Here is a 14,059-nt window from a genome sequence, read left to right as displayed (position 1 = left end):
CGGGGTCTTTGTCTACAGGATTCGGGTGGAATATCCCCAGGACGTGGCCTTATGTTCATTTTTGTCGCGTCGGTGCATCGTAAAATTGCCGGCAATCGGGCAAATCTCGACATTGGATCTGCCGACGCTTCAAGATATACTGATGCGAGAGCGATGTGCTCTGAGACCCGCCCATTTGCCCCGCCTGTTCGTCGTGTGAGTCATGCCGTCTAATTTCTGGCTGCTGCTCTGCCTGGGAATCGCCGTCGCCGGTGGTGAATGCGCCGCAGCGGACGATGAATTGCGCGTCCTGCCAGGCAAGGTCTCGCTCGATGGACCTCACGCTTCTGCGCAGATCGTCGTGCTGGAACTCCGGGACGGCGCTTGGTGCGACGTGACCCGGGAATCGCGCTGGGCGAACGACGGCAGTCTGGTGCGAATCGACGATCGAGGACTGGTTCTTCCGATAACCGACGGCGCGGGCGTGATTCGTCTTACCGTCGGCGAGCGGACAGCAGAACTTCCGGTTGAGGTCAAGCGTCGCTCGAATCCTGCGCTCCTGGACTTCGAACGGGACGTGCAACCGATCATGACCCGGTTCGCCTGCAATTCCGGACCGTGCCACGGCAAGCAGCGCGGGCAGAACGGCTTTCAGTTATCACTTCTCGGTTTCGATAACGATTTCGACTTTGATTCGCTGACGAAAGAGGCTCGCGGCCGACGGATCTTCCCGCCGGTTCCGGAGCAGAGTCTGCTTCTGCAGAAGCCGCTCGGGGAAGTGCCGCACGGCGGCGGCAAGCGGCTGTCTCCGGAAAGTCCCGACACGGACGTTCTCCGCCGCTGGATTCGCGAAGGAGCGACCCGCAGCGTGGCCGGAACGCCCGCGCTGGTGTCCGTCAGCGTGGAACCTCCTGATCTTGTCCTGCTGCGGAAGACCTCCTACCAGTTGCGCGTGACGGCGAAGTACAGCGACGGCTCCGAGCAGGATGTGACGCGTCTGGCCTCCTACCAGTCGAACGAAGCGCCGGTCGTCGCCGTTGACGAACGGGGGCTGATGACCGCCGGCGGTGCGCTCGGCGATACGGCGGTGATGGCCCGGTATCTCGGGCAGCTTGCCGTCTGCAACGTGGTCGTGCCCCATCCGGATGCCATCGCGCCGGAAGTCTTTGCCGCACTGCCGCGAACGAGCGCCATTGACGGGCTGGTCTGGGACCGGCTGCAGAAGCTGCGAGTGACCCCTTCCGCTCCGGCGGAAGAGCACACCGTATTGCGCCGCCTCTATCTCGATCTGATCGGCCGCGGCCCGACCGCTGCGGAGGCGCGGACGTATCTCGAAGACGCGACCGCCGACAAACGACAGCGAAAGATCGACGAACTGCTGGACCATCCCGAGTTCGCCGAGCACTGGGCGAATAAGTGGACCGATCTGCTGAGGCCGAACCCCTATCGCGTGGGCATCAAGGCGACTCACGCCTTCGACACCTGGATTCGAGACTCGTTCCGCAAGGACAAACCCTACGATCAGTTCGTGCGGGAGTTGCTGACCGCTCGGGGAAGTTCGTTTCGGGACGGGGCGACAGTTCTGTTCCGCGATCGGCGCAGCCCGGATGAGCTGACGACCATTGTCAGCCAGCTCTTTCTCGGGATTCGCCTGGAATGTGCGAAGTGCCACCACCATCCGTTCGAAGTTTACGGGCAGCAGGACTTCTACAGCTTCGCCGCGTACTTCGCGAAGGTCGGCCGGAAGGGGACGGGAATCTCGACTCCGATTTCGGGCTCCGAAGAATTCATCTTCGCGGGGACGAGCGGCTCTGTCGCCCACCCGCTGACGGGCGCCGTTCTTCCGCCAAAGCCATTGTACGGCGCCGCGGTTGAGCCGGTCGAAGGTCAGGACCTCCGCGAAGCGCTTGCGGCCTGGGTGACTTCGCCCGACAATCACTATTTCCGGTGGGCGATTGCAAACCGGGTCTGGGCCGATCTGATGGGCCGGGGGCTGGTCGAGCCCGTCGATGATCTCCGCGCGACGAATCCCCCGTCAAACCCGGCGCTGCTCGAAGAACTGTCGCGCGATCTGCAGCGGAACGGGTTCCGGCTGAAATCGCTCGTGCGTTCGATTGCGATGTCGAACGTCTATGCGCTCAGTTCGCTTCCGTCGGAGCGGAATACCGCCGACTATCGAAACTTTTCGCGGCATTATCGCCAACGGCTACGGGCCGAGGTGTTGTACGACACGCTGAGCAGCGTCCTGGACGTCGAAGAGGATTTCTCTGCGGCTCCTCTGGGAACGCGGGCCAAGGAGCTGTGGACGGTGCGAGTGGATTCGCTGTTCCTGGACGCCTTCGGGCGGCAGGATCCCAACCAGGATCCCCCCTGCGAACGGAACAGCGACGCCACGATCGTGCAGGCGCTGCACCTGATGAATTCTGAAGAACTGCAGCGGCGACTCGGCAAGGACGGCGGGCGGCCCGCCGCGCTGGCGGCTTCAGACAAGACGCCGCCGGAACTCGTTGATGAGATCTATCTGACCGTTTACGGGCGGTTCCCTGCAGAGGATGAGCGTCAGGGGGCGGCGACTCTGTTGGGGGTCGCGGCCGAACAGCGTCGGCAGGCGGTGGAAGATCTGTTCTGGGCGCTGATCAATACGCCCGAATTTGTGTTTGAGGATTGAACCGTGGGCCGGAACGATCCGGTCCGAATTCGTGGTGGGTCAGTAACCATGAGCAGCTATCTCAACTGTGCGGGCATGCGTCGCCGGAATTTCCTCCAGCTTGGCCTGGGGGGACTGCTGGGAGGCACGGTGTTTGGTCGGCTGGGCTGGAGCGCCGAGGGAGGTCCCTCGGGGTTGCCCGTCGCCGCGAAGAGCTGCATCCTGATCTGGCTCGACGGCGGGCCGACGCACTACGAGACTTTCGATCCGAAGCCGCTGGCACCGGCGGAAATTCGCGGCGAGTTTGAGCCGATCGCCACGCAGACGGCGGGAGTTTACTTCTCCCAGCACATGACCCGGCTGGCGGCGATTTCGAACAAGATTGCCGTGATCCGATCGATCTGCCACGAGCAGGGCAACCACGGGGCCGGCAACCACTACATGATGACCGGCGCGCCGCCGAGAATTCCGGTCGGCTGCGGCTCCTTCGTGAGCTATCACCCGAGCATGGGGTCGGCGGTGGCTCACAACCGCGGCCATCAGGACGGTCTGCCGGCGTATTTCTCGCTGCCGTCGATGACGCGCTCGGGCGGACCGAACTTCCTGGGCGCCGAGTACGCTCCGTTCGTCGTGCCGGACAACCCCAACAGCGACAACTTCCGCGTGCGCGACGTCGCATTGCCGGGCAAGCTGACGCAGGATCGCTTCGACCAGCGCCAGCAGATTCGCGGCCAGGTCGATCGTCTCGTGCGAATCACGGACGCCGCCGCAGCCGATCCGGTTCGCGCGCTCGACGGCTATTACCGTCAGGGACAGGACCTGATGCTGTCGGAGAAGGCCCAGGCGGCTTTCAGCATTCAGAAAGAATCGGACGACGTCCGCAAGCGTTATGGCCGTCATACGTTCGGCCAGCGGGCGCTCCTGTCCCGTCGGCTGGTCGAGGCGGGCGTGCCGTTCGTCGTCCTCAACGAAGGGGGCTGGGACCACCACTCGGATCTGTTCAAGAGCTGCACCAAGCGGCTGCCGGAAGTCGACAATACAGTGGCAACGCTGATCGAGGATCTCGAACAGCGCGGACTGCTCGACACCACGCTGGTCGTGATGCTGGGAGAGTTCGGCCGGACGCCGAAAATCAACAAGGACGGCGGCCGCGACCACTGGTCCAATGCCATGTCCGTGCTGATGGCGGGCGGCAAGATCCCCGGCGGCCAGGTGCTGGGCGCCACGGATCGTTCGGGGTACTCGGCCGTCGAACGGGTTCTGTCTCCCGAAAACTTTGTAGCGTCGATCTACCGGAAAATGGGGATCGATCCCGATCAGATTCTGTATACGCCCCAGGGGCGCCCGGCGCACCTGGTGAGCGATGCCACCATCATTCCGGAACTGTTTGCGTAACGGTCGAGAGGGGCGGACGTGAAGTTGAGGTGCGCATCCGCTCTGGTCTGGCTGGGGCTGGCTGGGGTCACTCAGGCGGCTCCGCCGTCCGTGTCGTCGCTGCTTCCCGCCGGCGGTCAACGGGGGACGGAAGTCGCCGTCACGCTGCAAGGCAAGCCCGGCGAAACGGTTCCGGAAGCGTGGTGCGATCGCCCGGGGCTGGAGCTCGTCCGACCGGAGAAACCCGGCCCGATCACCATCAGGATCGCCGCCGACGCTCAGCCCGGCCTGTACTGGTTGCGGTTCTCTAACGACGAAGGCTCGGCCGCTCTCCGGCCATTCTATGTCGGAGCGTTACCGGAGGTTCTGGAGGTCGAACCCAACGACAGCTTCCGGAAACCTCAGGCGCTGCCATCCACTCGAGTCGTCGCAAACGGCGTCCTGGCCAAGGCTGAGGATGCCGACGTCTACGCCGTTCCGCTGTCAAAGGGGCAGTCTGTCGTCGCGTCGGTCGCCGCATTCGGGGATCTGGGGTCTCCGATGGACGGCGTGCTGCAGATTCTCTCTCCCGCCGGTTTCGTTCTCGAACAGAACGAAGACGACCAGGGATGGGATCCGCGGATCACCTTCACAGCGCCGGCCGATGGAACCTACTACGTGCGGCTGTTCGCGTTCCCCGCGACGCCTGACAGCTCCATCCGCCTGGCGGGAGGCGCCGACTACGTGTATCGGCTGACAATTTCCAGCGGAAGTTTCCCCGATCACGTCTGGCCGCCGGTACTGCCGGTGGGAGAGTCTTTCGGGCTGACGGCCTTCAACGCCGACGGCCAGGAGTTCCCCGACAAACCCGCGCTGAGCGCGATTCAGGCCGGTCCGCAGCGAGTCTGGTCAGAAGTCTGGGACGGCCCGGCCTGGGTCGTCGGTGCGGCGGCGGCTCCGGTGCCGGAGACAGTTCCCGATGCCGATGCTCCCCAGACCCTGCCCGCGATTCCAGCCACCGTGATGGGCCGGCTGGATCGCCCCGGCGACACCGACCGGTATCGCGTGACGCTGGTCAAAGATCGGGCCATCGAGATTGAGGCGTTCTCGCGGTCGATTGGAGCTCCGCTCGATCCCGTGGTGAAGATCGCCGACGCCGCCGGAAAGGTCCTGAAGGAACTGGACGACCTGGGCAGCAATCCCGATCCGCGGTTCGACTTCACCGCCCCGGCCGACGGCGAATATGAAGTTCAGATCACCGAACGTTATGGCAACGGGGGACCGCGCGGCGTCTATGTGCTGGCGATCCGCGATCTGGAAGCGACGGCTCGGCTCACGGTGGCCAGCGACAACTTTGTCATTTCCGGCGATAAGCCGCTGGAGATTGCCGTCTCGGTCGAACGCATCGCGGGCTATGACGGCGAAATCACGGTCTCCGCAGTCGATCTGCCGGAGGGTGTGACTGCCGAGCCGGTGGTTGCGAAGCCGAAAGAGGCGAGCGACAAAAAGGGCGGTCGGCGACGCGGCCGGGCCGGAGCGAATGCAACGGATACCGCAACCCTCAAACTGGTCTCGACGCGGGCGGAAGCGTTTCGCGGACCGCTGATGATTGTCGGAAAGACGGCAGGAGACGAACCGCGCGAATTCCGCGTCGACGCGAACATCAAAGCGCCCGATGCGCTGGTTCCCCACGTCTGGCTGACGGTCGTTCCAGTCAAGAAGTAAGCATCCGTCCGACGCGCCTCTTGCGACCGCGGGAGATCCGCCGCAGAATGGCCCGGCTCAAGTTCTGCCGCGTGTCTGCAGAAGGATCCACTCATGAAGCCGCATCCGGATGTGACTCCGTGCTCCTCGCGACGATTGATTGCCGCGCTGCTTCATTCGGCGGTGCTGATTTCGACCGTTGCCGGCATCGCAGTGGGGGCCGATGAAAGCTGGCCTCGGGTCGGCAGGACCGAAACGCAGCCCCTCGTCGCGGCGACCGAACGCCTGATCCAGGCCCTGGATTTCGTCGGCGCTCCGCTGGGCCCCGAAGACCGTACATCGCTCCAGGCCGCCCTGAAGGAGACCGATCCCGCAGATTGTACCCAGGGGGTCGAGACAATCCTCGACAAGTACTGCGTGGTCGGCGTGACGATCAATCCGGAAAGTCGCGTGTCGGTGACCGGCGGACCTGTCGCGAAGGAACTGATTCAGCAGGGCTGGCGCACGTTTCTGGTCAAGGTCCGCAACCAGGCGGGAGTGACGGCGGAGCTCAAGCCCGAAAGCGAAAATCTGCTGCCGGTCTATCAGCGCGGCAAGGGACCGCGCGAACGCCCCATGACGGTCGATAACCTCGTGACGTCAGATCAAGTCCCCAACCGATTTCTCGATGCGGCCATGTATAACCGACAGCCGCTCAAGCCGGAACTGTCGGGACTGGAGCTGGAATATCGCATTCTGCAGCTCTACAGTCGCGATGCCGGTCGACGGGAGGCGCAGCTTGGATTTCACGTCGGACAGGGGACGCAGGACATCGGTTTCCGGAACTCGACGCCGATTCTGTTCCGCTGTCTCCCCGCCGTGGAAGTGACGCTGGGCGTGAGGGATGTTGACGGAGCTCCGACGACGGCGGCGCTGACCATTCGCGATCAGTATGGGCGGGTCTATCCGAACCCGGCTCGCCGGCTCGCCCCGGACTTCTTCTTTCACGATCAGATTTACCGCGCCGACGGCGAGAGTCTGCGGCTGCCGCCGGGGGATTATTCGATCACCGTCCAGCGCGGTCCCGAGTATCGCGTCGCGAAGCACGCTCTCAAGGTTGGCGACGATTCCCCGAAACAGAACTTTGACATCAAGCTCGAACGCTGGATTCACGCGGCCGACCGGAGATGGTTCTCGGGCGATCATCACGTCCACGCGGCGGGATGCGCCCATTACGACAGTCCCACGGAGGGCGTCGGTCCGGAAGACATGTTGCGGCACATTCTCGGCGAGGATCTCAATGTCGGCTGTGTGCTGAGCTGGGGTCCCTGCTGGTACACCCAGAAGCAGTACTTCGAGGGTCGGACGTCGGGTCTTTCGAAACCGAACAATCTGATGCGGTACGACGTCGAAGTCTCCGGCTTTCCGTCGTCGCATGCGGGCCACCTCTGCCTGCTCCGACTGACCGAGGACGACTATCCGGGGACGACGCTGCTCGAGCAGTGGCCGACCTGGACGCAGCCAGTTCTGGCCTGGGGGCGTCGGCAGGGAGGCGTCGTAGGCTACAGCCACAGCGGCTGGGGGCTGCAGCTCCCGGATTACGACGAAAGCGGCAATCGCGTGCCGACCGGCAAGGGCCGGGCGGCCGACAAGCTCCCGGACATGGCGATGCCTCCGTTCGACGGCATCGGTGCGAACGAGTTCATCGTGACGGCGGCGAACGACGTCTGCGACTTCATCTCGGCCGTCGATACTCCGTCCACCTCGGAACTCAACATCTGGTATCACACGCTCAATGCGGGCTGTCGCACGCGGATCAGCGGCGAAACGGACTTCCCCTGCATCTACGGCGACAAAGTCGGGCTCGGACGGATCTACGTCAAAGTCCCCGAGGGAACCGAGCTGGACTACGACACCTGGGTGCAGGGCCTCAAGGATGGTCGCAGTTACTGCGGCGACGGGTTGAGCCACATCTTCGATTTCGCGGTCAACGGGTTTGGCGTCGGCGAGAAAGGAGCTGACGGCACGGTCAGCGAACTGAAACTCGCCCAGCCCGGCCAGGTGACTGTGACGTTCGACGCCGCGGCCCTGCTGGAACCTGAGCCGACCGCGGAGACGGAAGCGATCCGCGGTCGACGGCTCGACCACAAGCCATACTGGCATCTGGAACGCTGCCGGATCGGCCGGACCCGGAACGTCTCCGTCGAGATCGTCGCCAACGGAGACGTCGTGGCCCGCCGCGATCTGCTGGCCGACGGCAGCGTCCGGCCGATGAAATTCGAGATTCCGTTGCAGAAGTCGGCTTGGGTCGCCGTGCGGATTCTGCCGTCGGTCCACACCAACCCGGTCTTCGTGGAAGTGGCGGGACGGCCGATCCAGGTGAAATCGAGCGCCGAATGGTGCCGGAAAGCCGTCGATGTCTGCTGGAAGCAGAAAGAAGGTCGAATTCGTCCAACCGAACGCGAAGCGGCTCGCTCCGCGTACGACCAGGCGGCGAAGTTCTACGAGCAAGCGATTTCGTCAGGAGAGTAATGTTGCTGCAAGTCCCGATTCTTTCGATGACTCCGGTCCGCCTGATGTCGACGGTTGCCTGGCTGATCCTGGCGACCACTGGAGTTGCGGCCATCGCCGCAGATCCCGACGTCGACCTCGGCGGCGTGGCGGAGACTCACGCCATGGTCCCGATGCGGGACGGCGCGAAGCTCTCTGTCTGGCTCTACACGCCTCCGGGGGCAGGACCGTGGCCGGTCCTGTTCGAGCAGCGGTACGCCGACCTGCGGGGGAAGGGAACCCGCGTCGCGGCGGCCCGGCTCGCAGCCCGCGGATTTGTCGTGGCGCTGGTGAATTATCGCGGGACGTATCAGTCCGAAGGAACGTGGCAGGGCTATCGCGCCCTCGCCTGGGGCAAGCTGCAGGACGGGTACGACGTCTGCGAATGGCTGGGGACGCAGCCCTGGTCGACGGGGAAGGTGGGAACTTTCGGCAGCTCGCAGGGGGGCTACGCGCAGAACTTCCTGGCCGTCACGCAACCGACCCATCTAGTCGCGCAATACATGACCGATACCGGGCTGTCGCTCTTTCAGGAAGGCTATCGCATCGGCGGAGTGACCAGGCCCATCCGCTTCAAGTCGCTGGAAGGAGTTTGCCGGGACCCGGAGGACAACCGGCGGCTGATGAAGGAGTGGTATCAGCATCCGGATTACGACGACTACTGGCGCGATGAGGACTGTTCGCTCCATTTCGACAAGATGAACGTTCCCTGCATGACGATCGGAAGCTGGTACGACTTCATGAACCAGGGCTCGATCGCCAGCTTCATCGGACGGAATCACCAGGGGGGACCGAACTCGCGCGGCAAGCAGCAGCTCGTGATCGGTCCCTGGCTCCACGGCCGGCTCAACAAGGGCTCCAAGGTCGGAGACCTCGTTTATCCCGAGAACGCCGCGTGGCCCGAAGAAGACCACATGGTGCGATGGTTCAATCACTATCTGAAGGGAGACGATAACGGTGTCGACCGCGATCCGCCGGTCCGTTACTACGTGATGGGAGCCGTTGGAGAAGACGGGGCGCCGGGCAACATCTGGCGGGCGCGAAAGTCTTGGCCGCCCGGGTCGAAGTTGACGCCGTGGTATCTGCAGGCGGATGGCAAGCTCGGCCTGACGGCGCCGGACTCGGAGCAGGCGGGAACGTCGTGGATTAGCGATCCACTCCACCCGATGTCGATTCCGGGAGCGGGCTTTCCGGGAGCGACTGACGCCCGGCCGTTTGAAGCGCAGTCCGAAGTGCGAACGTTTACGACCGAACCTCTGACGGAACCAATCGAATGGACGGGACGCGTGCGGGCCGAGGTCTATCTGTCATCGACGGCGAAAGATACCGATGTCATCGTGCGCGTCAGCGACGTCTACCCGGATGGGCGGTCGATCCTGATCATCGACTATCCGCTGCGGCTGCGCTATCGGGAAGGATTCGACAAACAGGTCCTGATGGCGCCCGGCAAAGTTGAACGAGTCGCCTTCGACATCGGCTGGCTGAGCCAGGTCTTCAACAAGGGCCATCGCATCCGCGTGACGATCGCCAGCACAGGCTCGCCACTCTACGAACCCAACCCGCAGACCGGCGAACCGCTGACGATCGAGCCTCCCGACAAAGTGGTGAAGGCGACGAATACCGTTCACCACGACCGCAAGTACGCTTCGCGGATCATCGCGCCGCTGGTATCGGCGGAAGAGAAATAGAAGACAAGCAGGATTCACCGCGGAGGATAGTGAGGGAGGGAGAAGAAAGGGAGAAAGGCAGCAACACTGGTTCCCAGGCTCTGCCTGGGAACCGGCTGATTGCGAGGCTCTGCCTCGCTCTTTGCCATCGTGCGAGCGAGAAAGGAAGAGGACGGACGACGTTCCCAGGCAGGAGCCTGGGAACGAGGTCAATCGTGGCAGGCATGGACTGGTCGAAAACAGTTCGAACGCACTTTGCTCCCATCATTAATCACTTTTGCGATCTCCTGATTTTCTTCTCTGCGCCCTCCGCGCCTCCGCGGTACAGTTCTCTTCCTCTTCGCATCTGAGTGCACATCGAATCGTTTGCAGAAAGAGTCTTCGCATGCGGCTGCTGTTGATTGGCCTGGTGACTTGTGGATTCCTGGGCGTCGTTCCTGAATGTCCGGCCGCGGAGCCGGTGCGGGTGATCTTCGACACCGACGTTGGCAACGATGTGGACGACGCGCTGGCGCTCGGGCTGCTGCATGCCCTGGAATCGCGGGGACACTGCAAGCTGCTGGGAGTGACAATCACCAAGAACGATCCGCTCGCGGTTGAATACGTCGATGCCGTCAACACGTTCTACGGTCGGCCCGACATTCCGGTCGGATCGGGCCGCGAAGCGGTCAGGACCGAGCCCAGCAAGTTCTTGCCGCTGGCCGAGACCAGGGACGACGGCCAATTGCGCTATCCGCACGATCTGCGGGAGCCGCAGGCGCTGGAGTCGAAACAGCTTCTCCGGAAGCTCCTGGCTGCGGAACCGGACGGTTCGGTCGTCGTGGTCCAGGTAGGATTTTTCTCGAATCTCGCCGGGCTGCTCGATACGCCCGCCGACAATCTCTCTCCGCTCACCGGCAAAGAGCTGATCCAGAAAAAAGTCCGCCTGCTGTCGGTGATGGCTGGGGCGTTTCAAACGATTGAGTTCAACAACCACTACTGCGAATACAATGTGATCAAGGACATTCCCGCCGCTCAGAAGCTGGCGCAGGAATGGCCGACCCCGATCATCTGGAGTGGCTTCGAGATCGGAATTGCCGCCCCGTATCCCGCAGTGAGCATCGAGCGGGACTTTGGCTACGTCACCCACCACCCGCTGTCGGAGTCTTACCAGCTCTATCTGCCGACGCCCCACGAACGCCCGACGTGGGATCTGACCAGCGTGCTGTACGCCGTCCTGCCGGATCGAGGGTTTTTCGGAACCTCGCCAGCCGGACGGACGAAGGTGGAAGCCGATGGCTTCACCCGGTTCACGCCCGACGGAAAAGGTCCGCACCGGTTTCTGACCATGAACGCCATTCAGGAAGCCCGGGTGCGGGAAGCGTTCCAGCAGCTCTGCAGCGAACCCCCGCAGCGATGATTGAAGATGAAGACAAGCGGAAGAAGCGTTTCGACATGGCGGTGCGGAAAGACTGGAGGGAACGTGGCCAGTGAGTTCTGAATTGGGACGATCTCAAAATCCTTCTCCCGGCGTTTGTTTTTTCGAACCTCTCTTGTCCGCTCTTCGTCGTTCCGACTTTCTCATTCGGTGGTCATTTTCGCGGCCTCCGCGACTCCACGGCGAAATCTGCTTCTCAGTTCCCGTCAACCGCAGCAACGATTGCATTCGGCCCCGGCGTCTGCTCTGATTCCGCCCGGTTGTCCGATCCCGTTCTCCAGCGACACTCGTCGAGGATTCCTCATGCCGAAAAAGAAGAAGGCCGCCGTCAAGAAGGTCAAAGTTCCGCAGCGGATCGTCATGCGCACCGGCGAAGCGCTCGTGGAGGCCGAACCGGCCTGGTCGGCCGCTGAGCCGGAAGTTGTGATCGGCGAACTCGACGGACCGGTCGGATACGCCATCGCCAACCTGATCGGCGATCAGACCAAGGGACATTCGCGCGTCTTCGCCATCCTCAACTGCGACGTGCAGGTCAAGCCGGCCACAGTGATGGTCAGCAAAGTGACCGTCAACAACGAAAAATACACCAACATCCTGATGGGCACCGTTCAGGCCGGGATTGCCAACGGCGTGCTCGACTGCGTTCGCGAGGGAATCATTCCGGCCAGCAAGGCGAACGACCTGGGAATCATCGTCTCAGTCTGGCTCGATCCCTCGGTGGTGGACGTCGAGATCGACCATAAGATTCTGTTCGAGACCAATCGCGCCGCAACGGCGAAAGCCATTCGCAAGGCGATGCATAACGAGCCGTCGATCGAGTGGCTGCTCAAGCACCAGCACGAAGTCACACATTTCTTCCATGCGATGGGGGTCGAAGGCAAGCTGTAGAACCCGTTGGACACGTCAGAACGCAAAAGCGGCCCCGATTCTCACGAATCGGGGCCGCACCGTTTTTGTCGACCGCCAGCGTCCGTCGCTTATTTCTCGTACGGTTTTTCCTTGGCAGCGTCCGCGCCGAACGAAGCCCGGAAGCCTTCCGCCGCGGCGGCGACGGTCTTGTCGGGACCGGTCAGCTTGAGGAAGTAGGCTTCTTTGGCGTCCCCTTTGGCGACCACCAGAATCACACCCAGCGACCGCGAGCCCGGCACCGCTTCCGTCCGTCCGGCGATCGGCGGACCAATCGAACGGTTGTAGGTTCCGGAGATCTCGCTGAAGTAGTATTCGCCCTGCGGGCAGTTCCCGAACGTAATCTTGACCTTGCGCCCCTCGCCCTGGAACTGCTTAACCCAGCGTTCCAGGTTGGGATCAATCCCGCCACCGCCCCCTGCGAACGAAGACACCACGAGTTCCGCCGGTTCCTTGTCTCCGTCGACCGCGGGAATCTTGAACTGCGCCAGTCGCAGACGATTGGCGGGAGGTTCCTGCTTCCAGGTGGCAGGTGCGTTGAGGGTGATGTCTTCAATCTTGACTTCCTTGGCCTCGGCGGCCGGCTTGTCCTGGGCAAAGCTGGCCAGCCGGACGGGAATTTCCTGCCGGCGGTGAGTCACTTTCGCCGCCGGACTCGGACCGGATGCGACCGTGGGAGCGCCGGCCACGCTCAAGCCGATCGAGTACAGGCTTGTCCGGGCGGTGATGTACAGCGTCTTGCCGTCGGCGCCGCCAAAGGTGCAGTTCGCCGGTCGCTCGGGAACAGGAATCCGTCCGATCAACTCGCCGGCCGGCGACAGGACGACAATCCCGCCGTACGTGGCGTAAATGTTGCCGTGCTGGTCGAGCGCCATCCCGTCCGGTCCGCCGCCGTCGAGCTTCGCGTCGCCCGTGAAGATCAGCTTGCCCTCGCCGACCTTGCCCGGTGCGGAGATTTCGTACTTCCAGAGCTGCGAGAGATTGGGCTCGGCGACATAGAGCGATTTGCCGTCGGGAGAGACCAGCACGCCATTGGGCCGCTGCAGCTTGTCGATCACCCGCATCGACTGGCCCTGGGGGTTGATGTAATAGACCCCCATCACTGGCTGGTCGATCTTCGGGTCGGCGCCGTAACGAGGATCGGTGAAGTACAGCCCGCCGTGCCCGTCGAGCGCCAGGTCATTCGGGCTGTTGAGCGGTTTGCCGTCGAAAGCATCCGCAAGGACTTCGATCTTGCCGCCCTGGGAACCGATCTTGACGACCCGCCGGTCCGTTCCCTGACAGGCGTAGAGGTTGCCATGGGCATCGAAGACCAGGCCGTTCGCTCCGCCCGAAGGCTTCAGAAAGTCGGAGACTTTTCCATCGCTATCCACTCGCACAATCCGCGAGTTCGGGATATCGCTGAACAGCAGGAAGCCCTGCGGATTCCAGGCCGGTCCTTCGGTGAATTTGCAGTCGCCGACGACCTTTCGGGCCTCGGCGCCCGCGGGTACGAGATCGTTCAGGTCCGCCGCCGAGGCGGTCGCAGCAGCAATCAGCAGCCCGCAACAGGCCAGCGTTCTCTCGAACAGTTTCCGCATGAATCCGTCTCCGAACTGGGATGCAAGTCACGACTCTTCAGGCGCAGACGATTGTCGGTCAACACCCGCGGAATTGCAAACTGCGATCGATTCTCCCGTCGCTGCGAAAGATTCTCTGAAGAAACGAACGGGATTCGGACGTGAGGACTTTTATTCAGGGGATAAGCCTTCTGCGACGGCACAACGCCTCCCACAATTGCCGGGCGTGCGACACGAACCTCAGACCTTGCGCAATCGAAACAGTCTGCTGCGAAACCGGGCACAGCGCGGCGGCATA

The 14,059-nt window shown here is 62.9% G+C and carries 8 protein-coding genes; 7 read left to right on the top strand and 1 reads right to left on the bottom strand.

The features are described 5' to 3' along the window. The first annotated feature begins 202 nt into the window (after window positions 1–202). The 7 genes from SH412_RS10465 (at window position 203) to fae (ending at window position 12,184) form a co-directional block, all read left to right on the top strand. On the top strand, window positions 203–2,647 hold the full coding sequence (locus SH412_RS10465; protein WP_336523460.1) for a DUF1549 and DUF1553 domain-containing protein: 2,445 nt from the start codon (window positions 203–205) through the stop codon (window positions 2,645–2,647). A gap of 48 nt (window positions 2,648–2,695) precedes the next feature. Then, window positions 2,696–4,021, top strand: coding sequence for a DUF1501 domain-containing protein (locus SH412_RS10460; protein ID WP_336523459.1), 1,326 nt, complete (start codon window positions 2,696–2,698; stop codon window positions 4,019–4,021). A gap of 18 nt (window positions 4,022–4,039) precedes the next feature. Further along, complete coding sequence (locus SH412_RS10455) at window positions 4,040–5,704, top strand: PPC domain-containing protein (RefSeq protein ID WP_336523458.1); 1,665 nt, start codon at window positions 4,040–4,042, stop codon at window positions 5,702–5,704. 93 nt (window positions 5,705–5,797) lie between these two features. Next, window positions 5,798–8,194 (top strand): CehA/McbA family metallohydrolase, encoded by a 2,397-nt coding sequence (locus tag SH412_RS10450; RefSeq protein WP_336523457.1) that lies wholly within the window; start codon window positions 5,798–5,800, stop codon window positions 8,192–8,194. Beyond that, a complete protein-coding gene (locus SH412_RS10445) occupies window positions 8,194–9,900 on the top strand; it encodes a CocE/NonD family hydrolase (RefSeq protein WP_336523456.1) in 1,707 nt (568 codons plus the stop codon). The genes SH412_RS10450 and SH412_RS10445 overlap by 1 nt, the downstream gene beginning before the upstream one ends. Window positions 9,901–10,264: 364 nt before the next feature. Next, window positions 10,265–11,278, top strand: a complete 1,014-nt coding sequence (locus tag SH412_RS10440; RefSeq protein ID WP_336523455.1) for a nucleoside hydrolase — start codon at window positions 10,265–10,267, stop codon at window positions 11,276–11,278. Between the two features lie 321 nt (window positions 11,279–11,599). After that, on the top strand, window positions 11,600–12,184 hold the full coding sequence (fae, locus tag SH412_RS10435; RefSeq protein WP_336523454.1) for a formaldehyde-activating enzyme: 585 nt from the start codon (window positions 11,600–11,602) through the stop codon (window positions 12,182–12,184). Window positions 12,185–12,273: 89 nt separating this feature from the next. Here fae and SH412_RS10430 read toward each other — a convergent pair whose 3' ends face one another. After that, window positions 12,274–13,782 carry an SMP-30/gluconolactonase/LRE family protein gene (locus SH412_RS10430; protein WP_336523453.1) on the bottom strand — a complete coding sequence of 503 codons (1,509 nt, stop codon included), beginning with the start codon at window positions 13,780–13,782 and terminating at the stop codon, window positions 12,274–12,276. Window positions 13,783–14,059: the final 277 nt, after the last annotated feature.

The sequence above is a fragment of the Planctellipticum variicoloris genome, assembly GCF_030622045.1.
GTDB lineage: Bacteria > Planctomycetota > Planctomycetia > Planctomycetales > Planctomycetaceae > Planctellipticum > Planctellipticum variicoloris.
This window is presented reverse-complemented; position numbering and strand designations above follow the sequence as displayed.